At 68.0% G+C, this 17,498-nt stretch carries 17 protein-coding genes; 9 read left to right on the plus strand and 8 right to left on the minus strand.

The window, feature by feature from the left end:
• Window positions 1–20: 20 nt before the first annotated feature.
• Entirely contained in the window at window positions 21–1,664 is a 1,644-nt protein-coding gene (locus QHF89_RS38455; protein WP_136972260.1) for a flavin monoamine oxidase family protein, read from the minus strand.
• Between the two features lie 598 nt (window positions 1,665–2,262).
• Here QHF89_RS38455 and QHF89_RS38460 point away from each other — a divergent pair.
• Complete coding sequence (locus QHF89_RS38460; RefSeq protein ID WP_136972259.1) at window positions 2,263–3,369, plus strand: transposase family protein; 1,107 nt, start codon at window positions 2,263–2,265, stop codon at window positions 3,367–3,369.
• Window positions 3,370–3,629: 260 nt separating this feature from the next.
• On the opposite strand, the gene QHF89_RS38465 is transcribed toward QHF89_RS38460, so the two are convergent.
• From QHF89_RS38465 to QHF89_RS38475, 3 genes are all read right to left on the minus strand, one after another.
• Window positions 3,630–4,025 carry a hypothetical protein gene (locus tag QHF89_RS38465; protein WP_136972258.1) on the minus strand — a complete coding sequence of 132 codons (396 nt, stop codon included), beginning with the start codon at window positions 4,023–4,025 and terminating at the stop codon, window positions 3,630–3,632.
• Between the two features lie 329 nt (window positions 4,026–4,354).
• Window positions 4,355–4,600: a hypothetical protein gene (locus QHF89_RS38470; RefSeq protein ID WP_136972257.1), complete on the minus strand. Its 246-nt coding sequence runs from the start codon at window positions 4,598–4,600 to the stop codon at window positions 4,355–4,357.
• Entirely contained in the window at window positions 4,597–4,962 is a 366-nt protein-coding gene (locus QHF89_RS38475; RefSeq protein ID WP_136972256.1) for a hypothetical protein, read from the minus strand. The genes QHF89_RS38470 and QHF89_RS38475 overlap by 4 nt, the downstream gene beginning before the upstream one ends.
• 356 nt (window positions 4,963–5,318) lie before the next feature.
• Between QHF89_RS38475 and QHF89_RS38480 the strand changes: the two genes are divergently transcribed.
• The 4 genes from QHF89_RS38480 (at window position 5,319) to QHF89_RS38495 (ending at window position 7,580) form a co-directional block, all read left to right on the plus strand.
• Window positions 5,319–5,675: a helix-turn-helix domain-containing protein gene (locus QHF89_RS38480; protein ID WP_136972255.1), complete on the plus strand. Its 357-nt coding sequence runs from the start codon at window positions 5,319–5,321 to the stop codon at window positions 5,673–5,675.
• Entirely contained in the window at window positions 5,672–5,920 is a 249-nt protein-coding gene (locus QHF89_RS38485) for a hypothetical protein (protein ID WP_136972254.1), read from the plus strand. Before QHF89_RS38480 ends, QHF89_RS38485 begins: the two co-directional genes overlap by 4 nt.
• A gap of 110 nt (window positions 5,921–6,030) precedes the next feature.
• The gene (gene dinD / locus QHF89_RS38490) at window positions 6,031–6,924 is read left to right on the plus strand and encodes a DNA damage-inducible protein D (protein ID WP_136972253.1); all 894 of its coding nucleotides are present in this window, start codon (window positions 6,031–6,033) and stop codon (window positions 6,922–6,924) included.
• A gap of 215 nt (window positions 6,925–7,139) precedes the next feature.
• Entirely contained in the window at window positions 7,140–7,580 is a 441-nt protein-coding gene (locus QHF89_RS38495) for a hypothetical protein (protein ID WP_136972252.1), read from the plus strand.
• A gap of 34 nt (window positions 7,581–7,614) precedes the next feature.
• Here QHF89_RS38495 and QHF89_RS38500 read toward each other — a convergent pair whose 3' ends face one another.
• The 3 genes from QHF89_RS38500 to QHF89_RS38510 all read right to left on the minus strand — a co-directional run bounded on the left by QHF89_RS38500 (window position 7,615) and on the right by QHF89_RS38510 (window position 10,118).
• On the minus strand, window positions 7,615–8,742 hold the full coding sequence (locus tag QHF89_RS38500) for a transposase family protein (RefSeq protein ID WP_136972251.1): 1,128 nt from the start codon (window positions 8,740–8,742) through the stop codon (window positions 7,615–7,617).
• Between the two features lie 684 nt (window positions 8,743–9,426).
• Complete coding sequence (locus tag QHF89_RS38505) at window positions 9,427–9,774, minus strand: hypothetical protein (RefSeq protein ID WP_136972250.1); 348 nt, start codon at window positions 9,772–9,774, stop codon at window positions 9,427–9,429.
• Window positions 9,771–10,118, minus strand: a complete 348-nt coding sequence (locus QHF89_RS38510) for a hypothetical protein (protein WP_136972249.1) — start codon at window positions 10,116–10,118, stop codon at window positions 9,771–9,773. Before QHF89_RS38510 ends, QHF89_RS38505 begins: the two co-directional genes overlap by 4 nt.
• A 205-nt stretch (window positions 10,119–10,323) precedes the next feature.
• On the opposite strand from QHF89_RS38510, the gene QHF89_RS38515 reads away from it, so the two are divergent.
• The 4 genes from QHF89_RS38515 (at window position 10,324) to QHF89_RS38530 (ending at window position 15,080) form a co-directional block, all read left to right on the plus strand.
• On the plus strand, window positions 10,324–12,825 hold the full coding sequence (locus tag QHF89_RS38515) for a DUF2169 family type VI secretion system accessory protein (RefSeq protein WP_284721469.1): 2,502 nt from the start codon (window positions 10,324–10,326) through the stop codon (window positions 12,823–12,825).
• A gap of 223 nt (window positions 12,826–13,048) precedes the next feature.
• Window positions 13,049–13,981: a hypothetical protein gene (locus QHF89_RS38520; RefSeq protein ID WP_136972247.1), complete on the plus strand. Its 933-nt coding sequence runs from the start codon at window positions 13,049–13,051 to the stop codon at window positions 13,979–13,981.
• Window positions 13,978–14,409, plus strand: coding sequence for a DcrB-related protein (locus tag QHF89_RS38525; RefSeq protein ID WP_136933091.1), 432 nt, complete (start codon window positions 13,978–13,980; stop codon window positions 14,407–14,409). The genes QHF89_RS38520 and QHF89_RS38525 overlap by 4 nt, the downstream gene beginning before the upstream one ends.
• 11 nt (window positions 14,410–14,420) lie before the next feature.
• Window positions 14,421–15,080 (plus strand): hypothetical protein, encoded by a 660-nt coding sequence (locus QHF89_RS38530; RefSeq protein ID WP_136972246.1) that lies wholly within the window; start codon window positions 14,421–14,423, stop codon window positions 15,078–15,080.
• A gap of 38 nt (window positions 15,081–15,118) precedes the next feature.
• Here the strand turns inward: QHF89_RS38530 and QHF89_RS38535 are convergent, their stop codons facing one another.
• Window positions 15,119–17,488 carry a type VI secretion system Vgr family protein gene (locus QHF89_RS38535; protein ID WP_136972245.1) on the minus strand — a complete coding sequence of 790 codons (2,370 nt, stop codon included), beginning with the start codon at window positions 17,486–17,488 and terminating at the stop codon, window positions 15,119–15,121.
• Window positions 17,489–17,498: the final 10 nt, after the last annotated feature.

Here is a 17,498-nt window from a genome sequence, read left to right on the forward strand (position 1 = left end):
CGGGCTCCGCTCCCGCGCCCTCACGCTCCCAGAAGGAGCCGCGCGAGCTCCTCCGCCGCGCGTGCGCCCTGGGAAGCAGCGCCCTCCATGTGCCCCTGGAAATCGAGCGACGTGTGCTCGCCGCAGAAGAGCACGCCGCCCTGGCGCGCTGCCTCGTGGCCGCCGAACAGGACCCGCTGCCCCACGCGGTAATACGAATACGACGCCTCATAAAGCGGGTTCAGGTGCGGCATCGATTGCGTCGCGCGCCCGTTCCAGCTCGTGGTGCCTCCGGGCAAGACCTTCTCCAGCCAGCCGAGCCCCGCCCGCGCGTCCGCGAGGACGCCCGCGTCCTTGACCGTGGCAAAAGGCGTTCGTGTCGACATCGCGTCCGTCACGGCCCCGCCGGTGTACAGGACGAGCAGCCCGGGCTCGCCCGCCTGGGCGCGGCTCACCTCCCACGTATTCTGGTAGCCGGTATCGGCATAGGTGGACCCATCACTCCGGCCCGGCCAGGGGCCCTCCTCGCGCCAGTAGCGGCGCGAAAACTGGAGGTGGAGCTTGCCATTGTGCGCCCGGCCGAGCTGCTCGATGGCGAGGCGCTTGCGCGCGTCGAAACTGGCGTCCCTCAGATCCAAGGTGCGGAGCACGGCAAACGGGAGGGCGAGGACGACCCAATCCGCCACGACGTCGATCCCGCCCGGCCCTCGCTCAAAGGTGAGGATCTGCCGCCCCGCCGGGCTCTCGCGCAGCCGGAGGAGCCGGTGCCCGCGCTGGATCACGTCCGGGCCGAGCGCCTTTGCAATGGCGAGGGGGATCTGCTGGTTGCCGCCCTTGAGGTGATGTGCCTCGTCGGATTCGCCGAACATGGAGAAATGGTCGGGATCGGGCTGGCGGCCGAGCAGGTAGACGAGGTTCAGGGCGGACTGATCCCGCGTATCGGCGCCCCATTCGATGACATAGGCCACGTCGAGGAGCTTCCCGAGCGGCGACGCGTGCCCGCCCGGGACCCGGGAGGCGATCCAGTCGAATACGCTCATCTGATCGAGCGCGCGCCCCGCGGGGGTCGCGTGATCGTAGGTCGTGGTCTCGCCCGCGGCGCGCAGATCCGAAAGGAGCGCGGGGTACACCTGCGCGAAATCGCGCTCGGCGTCGGCGGCGGGGTAATAACGACCGTCGAAGAAATACGTATTCTCCAGGCCGGACGGCGTTTCGCCCTCCAGGCTGTCCATCGTCAGGCCGAATCGCGCCGCGAGGGCGAACAGGGTGCGGTGGTTGCTATCGATGAGCTCCCCGCACCACTCGCTGACTTGCCCCGCGTCCCAGGAGGTGGTGTTGGAGAACATGCGCCCGCCGATGCGGCCGGAGGCCTCATACACCGTGGCCGCAAAGCCACGATCGCGCAGCGCGAGGGCGCACGTCAGGCCGGCGATACCGGCGCCGACGATGGCGATGGTCGGCGGGTCTGCGGCGCGGAGCGCGCGCGGCAACACGAGGGTCAAGGCCCCCGCGGCCGTGGCGCCGAGGAAACGGCGGCGATCGAGGGAAATTCCCCGGCGGGCCTCCTTTTCGCGAACAGCCCTGCGCGCCTCGCGCAGCGCGGCGGGGGTGAGCCCTCGCGCGCGCGCCGCGTGGTGCTCCGAGGCCAGCTTCTCCAGCGATCGCAAGAGTGGTGTCCGTGCCATGCGCGCCCTCCCAGCGGCATAGCTGGCGTCCGGGCGGGGCCATGTCACGGGCTTGCGCGCGAGGGCGTGGCGGCTTTAGGCGTCAGGCCCCTCGGAGGACACGCCGGACGAGCCCTCGACGCGCCCCCCGCGCCGCCGGCGCCGCCATTCCCGCCCGCGCCTCCGCTTCCGCCTCCGCTTCCGCTTCCGCTTCCGCTTCCGCTTCCGCTTCCGCTTCCGCTTCCGCTTCCCGGTCGGTTTGCTTTGGGGCCTCCCCAAACTCCCTGCGGGCCGCCGGGTAGTGTCCCAGCAAGGACACTCGCGCCCGATGCTAGGACACTCGGATCCATCCGATCGCGGCGACCGTCTCCCATCCCCTCGCACCTGAACGCGCGCACGCTGACGGCGATTGTCCGATCGTGAAACGCCGCTCTTGACCTTCGTTTTGGCTCGATTCTGCGTCACCACGTACCGCGACGAACCATGGCCGGTAGGACAGAGCGTGTCCTAGCTCCGCGGTAAAACCCGGGAAACCGCGGCGATTCGTGGTAGTTTGGTCTCATCACTTGATGCCCCGATGGGTCGCGCCGACGCGACGCCGGGGCGGGATGAGGGGACCATGGGAGCGCCTCTTGCGCCCGAGAAGCGGCTTGCCGTTCTCGCGGCCCTTTGTGACGGGAACAGCATTCGCGCGGTCGAGCGCATGACGGGCGTGCACCGCGACACGATCATGCGTCTCGGCCTCGCCTGGGGAGAGGGCGCGCAGAATCTCCACAACCGCGTTGCCCGTGACCTTTCGTGCTCCCTGATCCAGGTGGACGAGGTGTGGAGCTTCGTTCAGAAGAAGCAGGCGCGCGTGACCGAGGAGGACGGGCCCGACGTCGGCGAGGCGTACACGTTCACGGCCCTGGACGCGACAAGCCGCTTCGTGATCGGCTGGTACGTGGGGAAGCGCAACGAAGAGAGCGCCCGCGCCTTCATGAACGACGTCCGCGCGCGGCTCGTCGTCATGCCCGCCATGACGTCGGACGGGTTCGCGCCGTACGTGGGTGCGATCGGCTCCGCGTTCGGTCCGGGCATCGACTACGCCATGACGGTGAAGAACTACGGGAACAAGCGCGGGCGGCGCGATGACGACCACCGCTACGAGCCGCCGCGCGACCCGTTCATCACCAAGAAGACCATCTTCGGGGCCCCGAACCTAGAGGCGGCGAGCACGGCCTACATCGAGCGGCAGAACGGGACGATGCGGCATCACGTCGGCCGCATGCGTCGGCTCTGCCAGGCGTTCAGCAAGCGCCTCCAGAGCCATCGTGCTGCCGTCGCCCTGGGGTACGTGCACTACAACTTCTGCCACGTCGTGAAGACGCTCCGCGTGACTCCCGCGATGCAGCTTGGGATCGCGGATTCCGTGTGGAGTCTGGCAGAGCTTGACGCCGTGCTCATGACGTCCGGGCAGTGCGAGGCGCCCGCGAAGCAACCCCTTGCGCCGCGCGTGCCTGAGACCACGGCGCGGGAGTTGCCGAACGGGCGTGGTTTCCTGCGGGTCGTGAGCGGGGGCAAGAGCGCCCCGTCGGCGCCTACGCCCGTGGCTCCCCCGCCCGCTCCGGTTGCGGCGGGCATTGCGGCGGAAACCGCGGAACCTCTATTCGATAAGAACGGGCAGGGAAACCTGCTCGCTTGGCGCCCGAAGGGTCAACCATCGTTCTCAGAGCCGACATCATAGACCGCGCCGCGTGACGACTAGCGCGCGCCCACAAACGCTTGTTCAGGTTGACTTATGATAGGTCGGGTGGTAACAAAAGGGGGCCAGAACTGGCAACTAGGTTTTGGAAGCCTAGTCCCATCTTCTGCTGTGACCTACTCTCGCGTCCCTCTGGTTTGGACCCAGACTTCCGCGGGTGTAGGGTGGCCCTCAGCAGTCGACGGTTGCCAGTCCCGGCCCGGCGCGCCACCCTCGGTTTCCCGATGGGTGGCGCCGTAGTTTTACTCCTCTTCGTCGGTCTCCGGCTCCTCGTCCTCGTCGGCTTCTTCCTCGTCGTCCTGTTGGACGAAGGCCGCGAAACGGTAGGTACGATCACCCCGCGGGCCAGTGGCGACGAATTCACCACCCCTCGTCAGTCGGTAGAGTGTCGGGTGAAGTTCGTTCGCGTCCAACGGCCGACCGAAGCTTGTCGCCTTCTCGTTGATCTGCGCTGCCGTGAGCCCATTGGGATAGCGCCGCAGGATCGTGCGGATCAGCTGCGGCACAGGTTTCTTCACGAGGTCGGCGGCAAAAGAATCGGAATCCGGACCCTCACTCGACGCTGACGCATCCTCGTCTTCGGCGTCATCCGTCCTGGGAAAGCCAAGAGCGGCTAGCGCCTCATCGATCTGCTCCAAACGTTTCTCTACCCGTTCCCGTTCCTCTTGCAGCGCGTCACGGATGTCCTCTCGTTGACGCAGGTAGGCATGGGCTCGGGCAACTACGTCCCCGTCGTCCGCCGTCTGTCCAGCCGAGGTCCTCACAGCCCCGATGTCTAGTCGAGGGCCTGTCGCCACGCAAGAGAAAAAATCACTGCCGAGTGATGTCCAGGGCGTATGTAGTTTTGCCTACTGTGCATCGGACGAGAACGTTTCTAACGTTTGAAACGTTTGCACAGTCTGCTGGATGTTGACTGCGAGGCTCGCGCGGGGGCAGTCGGTCTTGGGCCCGCGGGTGGGACGACGGTTTACTCGGCGGGCGCGGCGGCGTCGATCCTGGCCTCTAGCTCGCGGATCCCCTTCAAGATCTCGCGGCGCAGGAAGGCACGGGCGTGCACGCGCTTGCTGGGCTCCGCGGTCGCATCTTCGACGAGCGTCCGGAGGCTCGTGACGACGGGCCGCAGCGCGCCCGCGTAGGCCGCCAGCGCGGCCGGATCGGTGGTCTGAACGGCGGCGCGGATGCGCTCGCGCCCCCTCACGCGCGACCGGCTCATGCTGCCCTCCCGATGACGGGCGTCGTCACGACGAGCTTACCGCCGAGAAGGACCTCGACCGCGACGCCCGCAACGGCGGCGAGGCGGATGGCGAACGTGCCCGTCGGGGGCGTGCCCTTCGGATTCGCGATCCGCCGAACGGTGTTCGCGGGCATGTCGAGCCGCGCGGCAAGCGCGTTGAAGCTACCGAACGCGCGGCGCAGCTTGCGCACCGCGACGCGCACGTGGCGCGCTTCGTCCTCGGAGAGCATGAGCGCGCCCGACTTGCGGCGGCGCCTCTCCTCGGGCGCGACGGGGGGATCGGGCGGGCAGGGCGGATCGTTCTCTTGGCCGTACGAGCCGGGCCAGTCTAGATCATGCATGGGCGTGTCCTCGTGCAAGCGGGGTTGCGTCAAGTCGCCCCGGGGGTTTGCAGACCTTCCGGGGCGGCGCCTTTTCAGGCCCGACAACCCTAGCCGCGAAATCAACCCGCCGATCGCCGTTAGGACACTTTCGCCCCCATTAGGACACTACCGGCCGCCGACCGTTCCCTTTGGGGCCTCCCCATGACGCATCCCGGCCGCCCGGTAGTGTCCTAATTAGGGGGAAACTGTCCTAATTCGACGCGGAATCGATCGTGATGTCGTAGGTTTGCCGGGCCTGAAAAGGCGCCGCCCCGAAGGGTCTGGAAACCCGGCGGGGCGACTTGACGCAACCACGCTACCGCGAGGTCACGCCCATGCACGATCTAGACTGGCCCGGCTCGTACGGCCAAGAGAACGATCCGCCCTGTCCGCCCGATCCCTCCGAGACGCCGCGCCGTCGTAAGTCGGGCGCGCTCATGCTCTCCGACGATGAAGCCAAGGCCGTGCGCATCGCGGTGCGCAAGCTCCGCCGCGCGTTCGGCAGCTTCAACGCTCTCGCCGCGAGGCTCAACATGCCCGCGAACACCGTCCGCCGCATCGCGAACCCGAAGGGCACCCCGCCCACGGGGACCTTCGCCATCCGCCTCGCCGCCGTTGCGGGCGTCCCCGTCGAGGTCCTTCTCGGCGGCAAGCTCGTCGTGACGACGCCCGTCATCGGGAGGGCGGCGTGAGCCGGTCGCGTGTTCGGGATCGGGCTCGCCTTCAGGCGCCCGTCGAGACCACCGACCCGGCCGCACTGGCGGCCTACGCGGGCGCGCTTCGGCCGCTCGTGACCGCTCTCCGCGCCGGCATCGAGGATGCGACCGCGCGCCCGTCGCAGCGCCAGCGCGCTCGCCTCGCTCTCCGCAAGGACATGCTGCGGCAGATTCGCACGCTGGAAGCTCGACTCGACGTCGCCGACCCGCCCGCCCCGTAGCTCCCCCCATCCCGCCCCACAGGAGCAGGCGACCGCGGCGGTGGAGCATGGACGATTATTGTCCTACCAGCGCCGCTTTCTCGTCCTTTGCCCGGGCGGATGAGCTATTCTTGGAAGCGAGAGCGATGACTTCCCACGAAGGTCACTCTCCTGTAGCCTGCGCCCCTCATTTGTTGGAGGTGGACGCAATGGCAGACGGGAATAAGCTCGCGGAGGTGGTAGCCATGATCGTCGAAAGGGACGCGGATTTCAGACCGCTCCAAGAGGCGTCGACGCCGTACGGTGACGAGCCCGTTTGGCCGCTCTCTCGCCTGAAGGACTGCCTCGGGTACGCCCCCACCGAGAAGATCGACCCAGCCGTCAACCGCGCCAAGATCAGTGCCGAGAAGGCCGGCCTTCCGGTCAAGGAACACTTCGTCGCGGGCGATCTTTTCGACGCGCCTGGCGAGGTCTTCATGACCAAGTACGCATGCCTCCTCGTGACGATCAACGCGGATCCGTCGAAGGTGAAGGTCGCGGTCGCGCAGTCCTACTTCGCGCTCCAGACCGACAAGCAACGGCTCGAGAACGAGAAGCGCCTGCGCACGCGGTTCGACGTCACGAACGAGAACCGCATCCTCAACGGCGTCGCCCAAGACCGCGGTGTGGAGGACTTCGAGAGGTTCAACGGCGTCGGCCTTGCCGCGCTCTACGGCGGCCGGAATCAGGCGACGGTGAAGGCGATGAAGGGCCTCCCGCCGAAGGCAGTGCTCCTCGATCACGCGGGCAGCGAGGAACTCGCCGCGAATCTTTTCCGCATCACGCAGACCGCGGCCGCTCTCAGGCGCCAGATCGGCAAGAGCGAGACGGCCGCGACGGAAACGCACCGGCGCGTTGGCGCAAGCGTTCGAAGCGTGATCAAGGAAGCCGGGAACACACCGCCGGAGCTGCTCCCGGCCGCGCAGATCAAGATCGATCAGGTCGCGACGCAGGTGAAGAAGCAGATCAAGGCGCCAAAGGGCTAGAGCGCGCAGCCGTATCCTCCGCAACATCCGGGAGCTAGAGGCCCGGATCGATGCCGCGCCCGTGCCGTAGTTTCTGCCCGTCCGTTCAGATCCCCCGCCTACGCCGTGAAAACCGGCGCGTCCCGCACCTGTCAGCACGTCACGCGTGAACGCACGCGCCCGGCGCATACGCTCCGGATTGCGCGGTACGGAGAACGCTCTGTAGCTTGCGTCGCATGTCGAGCGACGTGATCACCCCGTACGAAATGACCGCAATCAGGGTAAAGTTAGCAACAGCGTTGAACCTACCGGCGTTCGCTGGCGAATTCGCACTTGAGAAGTGGATCGAGTTGGTCGGTGGGATCGTCGCGCAGTCACGATGGCCGCGTGATCAGTGGGGCATCGTCAAAATAACGCACTCGCCGAGTGCTAGTAATAGCAAGGGCGTTCGTGCAGACGTGCAATTCTCTTGCGAGAATCTCGACGTGGTGACGAGCATCGCCGTGATACCCGAATATCAAGGTGGATTTCGTGCTGTGTTGATGTACAGCAACGATGTCGTCGTGGAGACTTCACATCCGTCGAAGGATACGCCGCTTCTCGATGTCATCGAGAAGATGGGCCATGAAATCCGCAAATGCCTCGTAACCGCGGCGTTGAAGCGCGGCAATTCGTAGAAGCGTGAAACGCTTAACCATTGTACCTCGTTGGTTACGGCAGATTCGTATCGTCGTCAGGATCGTCGAAGAGCGCTAATTGCCGCTCTTTCTTCCGCCAAAGAAGCAGATCCATCTGCTCCCATCGTTCCTCGTAGTTCTCCACGTGCGGCGTAGGATACCGCACGGGAACGGGAGGCGGCGGGGGAGGCTTCGCCGCCTCGCTCGGCTTGGCCTTGCCGCCCTCCACGACCCGCAAAAAGCCCTTCCCGGCGGGAAGTTCGCGGTGCGTCGTCGCAGGCACGCGCGGGGCAAGGTCCTGCTTCGCCGGGGGCTCGCACGGGCCCGCCGTCAGAAGAGCCGCCTCTAGCTCTGCAAGGCTCCACACATGGTCTGCCAACCCAGCGGCCATGGCGGGCGTAACCCGCAGCGTGGAGACCACGTGGCAGAAGTTGTAATGAAAGTATGCCAGGGCGACGGCCGCCCGGTGGTTCGCGAGCTTCTTCGAGAACGCGTAGCAGAGCCGCCGCATGCGCCCGACGTGGTGCCGCATCGTGGCGTTGTTCCGCTCCACGTACGCCGTGCTCGCCTTGTCGAGGTCGGGCGCGCCGTAGACCGCGCGCTTCGTGATGAACGGGTCACGGGGCGGCTCGTAGCGATGATCCGCCGGTCCCTCGCGCCGCCCGCGCTTCGTGTAGTTTTTGACCGTCTGCGCGAAGTCCACGCCCGGACCGAAGGACGCGCCCACCGCGGTGATGTACGGCGCGAACCCGTCCGAGGTCATCGCGGGCATCACGACGAGCCGGGCGCGGAGATCGGCCATGAAGACGTTGGTCGATGCCTGGTCGCGCTTCCCCACATGCCAGGCGATGACGAACCGGCTCGACGCGTCCATGGCCGTGAACGTGTACGCCTCGCCCACGTCAGGAGAATCGTCAACAGTTACGCGGGCTTGCTTTTTCTGTACGAAACTCCACACTTCGTCCATCTGTACGAGAGAACACGAAAGCCCGCGGGCGAGGCGGTTGTGGAGGTTCTGCGCGCCTTCCCCGTAGGACAGGCCGAGACGCATGATCGTGTCGCGGTGGACGTCGGTCATCCGCTCGACCGCGCGGATGCTGTTCCCATCGCAAAGCGCCGCAAGCACGCGAAGACGCTTCTCTTCGGCCAGGAAGTTCGCCACGGTCCCCTCGCTCGCGCTCCGGCGTCGGACCGCTTTCGCGGCGCTCGACCCTTCGGAGCGATCCAAGTGATGGGACCAAACTACCACGAAACGCCGTGGTTTCCTGGGTTTTCCCGCGGAGCTAGGACAGGGAATGACCGTTTGTCGTGGTACGTCGTGTGTCGGGATTGGCTTGAAACGAAGGTCAAGCGCTCCGTTCGGCGGGGGGACGAATCTTGTCCGCGGCGTTCGTTCAGTGGCGCTCGATCGTAGGTTTGTCCCGGGTGCCCTACGAGGGGGATCCGAGTGTCCTAGTTTGGGCGCCGTCTGTCCTAATTAGGACACCACCGGCCGCCCGGACCTCGTGATGGGGCCTCCCCATGACGCATCCCGGCCGCCTGGACCTGGCTTTGGGGCCTCCCCAAAGACCCTCCCGGCCGCCCGGACCTCGTGATGGGGCCTCCCCAAAGACCCTCCCGGCCGCCCGGACCTGGCTTTGGGGCCTCCCCAAAGACCTTCCCGGCCGACCGGACCTCGTGATGGGGCCTCCCCAGGACCGATCCCGACCGACCGGACCTGTCTTTGGGGCCTCCCCAGGACCGATCCCGGCCGACCGGACCTGTCTTTGGGGCGTTCCCGCTCCATTTTGGAGCAGCCAGTGCTCCATTTTGGAGCACCTCGCCGCTTCGTGTCAGCGCACCGGGCTCATTTGGGGGCGCGGAGGAGCTGGTTCTTGTCGTTGTCGAACCAGACGACGTCCTTCTCTCCGACGGCGATGGCTGCCGCGTTGGCGCCGGCGACGACCGTGGCCGGCGTGCCTCCGGAGGTCGCGACCTTGACGATCCCCGCGCCGGTCTTGGCATAGACTTCAGCTCCATTCACGGTGAAGAAGCCGAGCTTGCTGTCATCCAGGACAAGGCTCGTGCTCGAGCCATCGACCTTGGCGGCCAGAAGGTCGCCGGAATTCGTCTGGACATAGAGCTGCTCTCCGTCGGTGCGAATGCGGGAGCCGACGAGGGCCGGATGCTCGTCGGGCCGCGCGTTCAGCGTCAATGGACGAGCAAGAGCCAACGGGATACGCTGGGGAGGGGAGCCCCCTCTTCCCCCGACTCGGCCTGCCGCAGAAACTTCGGCTCCGCCGCCGTCCGCCGCAGCGAACGCAGGAGCTTCTCCACGAATGCATATCCAACGAGCCCCCGCAGCCCCCACGGTAGCGAGCACACCCATTGCCGGATCGGCCGCATGACGAACCGCGGGAACGGGCCGATGGCCTCCACTCGCTCACGAAAGGATGGCCAGTGCTCGGCCACGACGCGGTAGAGGACGGTCTCCTCCGGCCCGTGACGCTCATAACGATGACCTTCGTGAGAGGAGTGCGCGGCGCCGGCGGGTCCCACGCTCCGCACCTTTGCCGGCGCCGTGCCATGCGAAACAGCAGCCCCCCATCGCTCATTGCATCGAGGTACGGCTGCAACGGCCGGGGACTGCCGCGAGCGCGGCTTTCAGCCGCCGCCGGTTCGTGGTAGATCCGCCTCTCATGTACGCCGCCCCCGCACCGATCCTCCCTCGGGCAGCCTACGACGCTCGCGCGGAGAGCCCGGCGTGAACACGCAAGCCCGGCACGCCACGGTCCGCGTGCTCGCGCGGGGCCCCTTCGACGTGGGCTCGCGTCTTTGGCGCGACGAGCGAGGTTCGCTCGTCGTCACCGTCATCGCGAAGGCCACCTACACGTTCGCGCCGGGAGATGCCGCGCCGCTCGATGTCCCCCTGCCGCTCCAGGCAGAAGATGGGCATTGGGACGACGATCCCGCCCGGAGCGTCCACGCGCCGAGCGACTTCGCCCCGTTCAAGCCGAGGGCCGAGGTCCTCCTCGTCGGCTCCGCCTACGCCCCCGAGGGGCGGCCAGCGCGCTCGATCGCGGCGCGTATCGTGGTCGGCTCGGTCGACAAGACCGTCGAAGCCTGGGGCCCGCGCCGCTTTCGCGCCGACGGGAGCGTGGAGGATGCGCCCCTCCAGACCCGCTTCTCCCTCCGCTACGAATACGCCGCCGGCGGCCCCGGCACGGACAACCCCGCCGGGATCGACCTCTCGCGCAGCGCGCTCCTCGGCCCCGTCCCGGTGCCCCAGCTCTTGCCTCACCTCCACGAGATCACCTCGCTGCACGAATACATCCCGCGCGCCGGCTTCGGCCCCATCGCGGCCGTGTGGCCCGTGCGCGCGGGGCTCCTCGGCGAGCGCGAGCGCACCTGGCTCGGCCGCTCGGACGCGTTCGCGTTGCCCAAGACCTTGCCGAGGCAGTATTTCCTGGTGGCGCCGGAGGATCAGCGGCTCGACCGCCCCCTCGAACCGAACGAGACGATCCTCGCGGAGAACCTGCACGCGAAGCACCCGCGCCTGCGCATGACCCTGTCCGGCCTCACGCCCTACGCGGTCGTCGCGGGCAGCCGCGGCGAACCCATCCGGCTCCAGGGAGACCTGCTCTGCATCGACACCGATCGCGGCCTCTGCACGCTCACCTTCCGCGCGCAGATCCCGCTCCCCGCGGGGGGCGACGTCCAGGTGACCGTCGTCGGCGCGCCGATGGGCGCGCGGGTCTCGCCGGACGAGGCGCCCGTCGCCCCGCAGGCGCGGCCGGAGCCGCCCGAGGACAGGCGCATCGACGAGGAGGAGCACACGATGCCGTTTACGGTGCCCGCCCGGCGGCACGACGGGCTGCCCTTCCGGGGCACGACCCCGGCGCAGCCGCCACGCCCGAGCCACCGCGACGGCGTCATGCCCTTTCGCGAGGCCGATGCGCCCTCGGGCGCGCCGAGCTCCCGCGGCTCGTACCCTCCGCTTTCGCAGAGCTTGCCCCAGCCGCCGCCTCCGTCCCGACCCGAGGGGATGCCACAGGCCTTGCCCTTCACCCCCGTCGCCCCGCCCGCGTCCGTTCCGCCCTCGCGTATCGCCGCGGTCCCCGCGCCGCCGCCGCTGCCGGGAATGCCGGCGCCGCCGCTGCCGGGAATGCCGGCGCCGCCCGCGCCGCTGCCGCTCTCGCCCGCGCCGATGCCGTTGTCTCCCGCGCCGTCGCCGTCGCCCGGCCGCTCCCCCCCGAAAAACGCCCCGACGACCTTCGAGAGCGCCTTCAGCGGGGCGAAGCCTGACGCGCGGAGCCTCGAAGCCCCGGAGGCCCCGAAGACCGACGCGGCCCAGGCCGAGAGCACGAGCGCCGCTTCCCTCGGGTTCATGAGCGTGAAGGCCGCCTCCGACGCGGCCGCGCGGGAAGAGCGTCGCGGGGACGCATCGAGATCGGGGGCGCGCGTGATCCGCCCGGCGAGCGCCCCGGTGCAGAGGCTCGCCGTCGTCGACGTCCTCGACTTCGATCCGAAGGTCTTGCCCCGGCTCCGCCTGCAGAAGCGCTTCGCGCCGATCTTCGCGGGCCCGCGCCCCGTGCAGCCCGCCGATGTGTCGCACGGCAAGCTCTCGCAGGAAGAGCAGGAGCGCGCCGACGTGGCCCGGGTCCTCTCGTGCACACGCTCGGCGGACGCAGCCGAGATCCGGCGCGCGCTCGCCGAGAGCCTCGAGGACCAGAGCAACTGGCACCCGCCGCTCCTCGCCGTCGCGGGCGACCTCAAGCCCGTCTTCGACGAGCTCGAGGCGCTGCGCGCGGCGGTCAGCGTCGCGCAGACGGTCGCGGGGGGAGACAAGCGCGTGCTCGCGGCGATCGCCGTCGCGCAGGAGGCGATCGCCGCGCCCGTCCCGCCGCGGCCCGACACCGTGCTCGCCCTCGGCCGGCAGATCGAGGCCGCGTCCACGTCGCTCTCGCTCCCGTCGCGCTACGTGGCCTCCGAGGTGGAGCGGATCCTGCTCGAAGGACGCAAATACAAGCGCCGCATGCTCCTCGGCGCGACGCGGATCCGCGCCGATCTCACGCTCGCGCGCGGCGGCGACGTGATGCTCGTGTATCTCTCCGACGCGGTCGCGACGTCCTTGCCGCTCCTGCCTTCGTATCCGGTGGTGGTGCTCGCCGAGGCGAGGCTCCGCGAGGACGTCGCGGAGACGCAACCCGAGGCCCTCGTCGCCCTGGCGCTCGGTCGCGTGCTGCACGGTCGCGTGGAGGGGTAGGGCAGGGGCTTCCTCCCCCGGGTTCCTGGGGCTCGCGGGTGGGCAGCACAGATCCCTCCGCGGGTCAACGGAGTTCGTGTACGACCGCGGCTCGAGCCGCGCCCGCGACGGGATGAGGAGGACACCCGGCGGGGCCGCACGCAAAGGCTTCCTCCATCGACCGCAGTTCTCTACTCTGGCCGCGACGGATGGGGCCAGAGCCGTCTGCGGAGGTAGGAGTGCGATGAGAATCGCCAGCGTGGCGTGGAAGGGTTTCGCGGGGCTTGCGGACGGCTCGCTGGATTTCGCGCGCGACGGCGGCGTTCCGGCCGATCTGATCGTCGTGACGGGGCCGCCGGGCGGCGGCAAGACGCGTCTGCTCGAGATGATCATCGCAGGCAAGGAGCGCGTGGCGGCGTACGGGCCGCGGCCGCGGCTCGATGATGTGCTCGGGCCGGCGGGCACGGCCGCGAAGATCTCGATGCAGTGGTGGATGTCGGAGGACGAGCAGAAGTTCGTCGGCGTCACGAAGCCGCTCCTTTCGACCGAGTCCATCTACGCGCGCTCGGGCACGGTCGAGCTCGCGCCCGATCCGGCGATCGGCGTGCTGCTCGAGCGATACGACCACGATCGGCAGCACGGCAAGATGGACTATATCCCCGCGGATCGCGGGCTTCCGTCGTATGCGACGACGGTGGGCGATCCGGTGGGCGACCAGCGCCGCAAGCGGCTCACGCGGGGGCCGGACAAATACGCGGGGCTCATGAAGCTCGCCGAGGGCATGATCCTCAGGCGCGCGGACGCCGCGCGGACCGATACGCTCGGGGCGCTGTTCGCAGAGCTCTGCCCGCACCTCCGGCTTTCAGGGGTGGGAAGCGCGGGAGACCTCGAGGTGGTGAGCGCGGGGGGCGGCTCGCCGAGGCCGCTGTCGCGGCTGTCGATGTCGGAGAAACAGGCGTTCATGATCGCGGCGTCGATGGCGCTCGTGGGGGTGCACCACTCGGTGGTGCTCTTTGATACGCCGGAGCTCTACCTCAGCGGGGCGGAGGCGCGTCGGCAGCTCGAGATCCTCCAGTCGTTCGCGCCGACGAACCAGTGGATCGTTTCGACGTGCGCCGAGGAGATCGTGGCCATGGCAGCACACCGGAACCTCGTGCGGCTCGGAGCTCCGCAATGAACACGACGACCTATTACATGGATGACGTCGAGGTGGCCGTGCCCGCGGGCTACATCGACAGGACGATCCACACGCTCGAATGGCAGACCGAGGACGGCAGCCGCGTCGGGCTCGTCGTGCAGCGCGATCTCAGCCCAGATCGCCCGACGGTCGACAAGCTCTTCGAGATCGCGATGTCCGAGTATCAGAAGCGCTTGCCCATGCTCCACGTGGACGAGCCGCCCGTGCTCGAGCTGCCCGTGCGCCATCACGTGGCGGCCATCCGCTGGAAGAAGGACCAGGAGGTCATCTTCCAGGTGCAGCTCTTCATCGAGCTCGCCGATCGCACCCTGGTCGCGACGTTCTCGGGGCGGCCCTCGTTCCGCGAGCACATCGAGGCGTTCGCCGGCGAGTTCTGCCGATCGCTGATGGTCCGGCGTTCGTCGTAGGAGGGTTTGTCATGTCTGTCGAGCAAGCCGCGCGCGTCACGTCCTCCGTCGACCACAAGAGCTTCAACATCCAGATCGCTTACACGGCCGGAGGGATCGCCCTCGGGGCGCTCATCGTGTTCACGGGAGGCGCGTCGCTCGCCGTCTTCGCGGTGGCCGCGACCGTCGCGGGCACCACGCAGTCCGTCGGCAACTTGATCGACAAGTACGTCAACCCGAGGGACGCGTCCGAGAAGATCGTCAAAGGCGTCGAGCACGTCTTCCTCGAAGAGGCGAAGAACCGCGCCGCCAACGTAAGCCCCCAGACGCGCACCGATGAGCACGACGAGTCGCCGGTGACGGGCAGCAACTGCGTCTTCATCGAGAGCATGCCCGCGAGCCGCAGGACCGACTTCACGAAGTGCAACGGCCTCATCATCGACGGCGCGCCGCACATCTTCTACGGCGGCGAGCCCACCAATCAGAGCAAGCGCCCCGAGGAGAAAGCGCCCATCGCGCTTCAGGTCGTGCAGAAGACGGTCGACGCCGCGGGCCTGGTCGCAGGCGCGCCGACGAACCGGGTCGAGGCCCTCCTCTGGGGGATCGATGCGGCCGACTTCGTGGGCGCGATCCCCGAAGGCCACTTCCAGGACTGGCACTTCGTCAAAGACCTGCCGAGCCTCGCGCCGTAGCGCCGGGGGTTCACCCCCGGCGCCGCGCGCCGCTTCTCTCAATCGAGCTTGTAATCGCCCGACTGGATGCCGTTGTAGATCCGGTCGCCGTTGCCATTCCCGAGGTAGCCGCCCTGCGACTGGTAGTGCGTCTGCCAGCGCCGCTTCATGTACTCGGCCGTTCGTTCTTCGCTCATGCGCTCGCGGTGGGACTCAGGCATTTTCTTGTAGTCGTTGTTCATCCTTTCCCACGCGGTGCGCGCCCGCTCTTTTTCGAGGGCGGCGTCCTTCGCTTTCTGCTCGCGCGCCTCTTTCTCCTCGGGTTTCTCCGGGCGCTCGCCGTTCGCGGCCTTCTGCGTCTCTTCCGCGCCGGGGTTGATGAACACGTCATCCGCCTGGATCACGATGAAATTCGGCTGCATCACGATCGTCGAGCTGCCGACCTGGAGGATGATTTTTTCCTCGCTGATGAGGTGGTGGACTTTGGCGGCGGACGCGAAGGTGTTGGTGGTGTCGTAGACCCGATCCTTCTGCCCGCAGTCGATGATGTCGCCCGTGACGTCGTGGGTCTGGGTTCCCACCACGCTCATATAACGATCGCCGCCGACGCTCGTCGTCTGGTTGTTGCCGATGACGTTGAGCTGCTTGTGATTCACCCCGAGCACGTCGTCGGTGCCGACCCGGGTGCTCCGCGCATTGCTGACCACGGCCGTCTGGGTGTTCTTGACGACGACGTTCATGTCGCGCTCGGCCTGGAGGTACATCTGCTGCTTGCCGGGCTGGTCGAAGAGGCTGACCTCGTTCCCGGCGAAGGAGTGCGTCTGCTGGTCGGGTGATTTCGCCTGGAAGAAGGGGTGGTTGAGGGTCTCGGCGATGCCCCCGCTGCCGAGCGTCGAAGCCTGCCCGCCGAGGAGACCTCCCATCGATGACAGGCCGGTGCTGCTGCCGTCGGCCGCGCCGGTGACCAGGCGCGGGCTCGACTCCGAGCGCAGGCCGCTCACCTTTTTGAAGTCGGGCAGCTTGTACGGCGGCGGCTGCGTCTCGGTGAAGACGCGGCCCACGACGACGGGGCGATCCGGATCGCCGCCCAAAAACTCCACGAGCACCTCCTGGCCAATCCGCGGGAGGTTCACGCCGCCGAACCCGGCGCCGGCCCAGGGCTGGCTCGTGGGGACCCAGCACGAGCTCGTCTCGTCGCGCTTGCCCTCACGATCCCAGTGGAACTGCAGGCGGACGCGGCCGTACTCGTCCGTGTGGATCTCCTCGCCGGAGGGGCCCACGACGGACGCGCTCTCGAGGCCGGTGACCTTCGGCCGCGCGGTCTTGGTGTCCGGCTTGTAGGGGATGTCGGTCGGGACGACCTCGGCGTGCACGCGCCAATCGCCGTCGTGATCGCCCTCGATCAGGGCCTCGGTGACGAGGAGTGAACGGTCCGCGCCGAGCGTGCGGTGGGGGTGGTTGCTGACGCTGGCGATGACGCCGGGGACGAGGTCGAGGGCGTTCGATTCGAAGCTGATGCGCTTGGCCGAGCCCCGCTTGCCGTGCAGGCGATTCTGCGTCTTGACGTTGCCGAGCTGCTCGTCGGTGCGCGAGCTGCCGCGATCATCGGCCGTCGGCGTGCTGCCGCCGCCGCCGCTCTGCTTGAAGAGGAAGGCGCCCGGCTCGTAGTGGAACTGCTCGAGCGCTTGCTCCTGGGGGAGGCCGCCGGTGGCGGCGAGGCTGGGCTGGTTGGTGCTCGGCTTGCGATAATCGAGGTCGCCGATGGTCACCTTGCCCGGCCGCACGCGCTGGCGGATGGCGACGCGCGTGACGAACGCCTCGTCGAGCGTGGTGTTGGGCTCGTCATGGAAGCGCAGCCCGGGCTTTTGGAGCTCGCGCGCGTGCGGGGCGTCATCGAGGATGAGGACGGTCTTGTCGTCTCTTTGCTCGAAGTAGTAGGAGGCGCCGGCGTCCTCGAGCATGCGGCTGAGGAAGGCGAAGTCGGTCTCGGCGTACTGGCAGCGGTACTTGCGCGGCTTGTAGTTGGCCGGGTCGAGGCGCTCCTCGAACTCGATGCCCCATTCGCCGAGCATCTTCTTCACGATGTCGAGCTCGGTCTCGAACTGGAAGATGCGGTAGTTCTTGCGCTGGGTCATGAGCCAGGCGCGCGGCTGGAGCGTGAGCGTGTAGGTGGCGAGCCCCTGGGCATCCGCGCGCACCTGCTCGATCTGCGAGCAGATGCTCTGCCAGGTGGGCGAGGCCTGGGAGGTGCGCAGGCGGAAGCTCGCGGGCTTGCCGATGACCTCGTCGAAGTCGATGTCGAGGCTCCTCGAGACGGCGCGGACGTCGATGTGGAAGAGCTGGTTGATGCCCTGCTTGATGGCGAAGGTGCGGACGTCGAGGAAGTCGCCGCTCGCGATCTCGATGGTGGCGTGATTCGTGGTGCTCATCGGTGTCTCC

It is taken from the genome of Polyangium sorediatum (genome assembly GCF_029946465.1).
Lineage (GTDB): Bacteria > Myxococcota_A > Polyangia > Polyangiales > Polyangiaceae > Polyangium > Polyangium fumosum.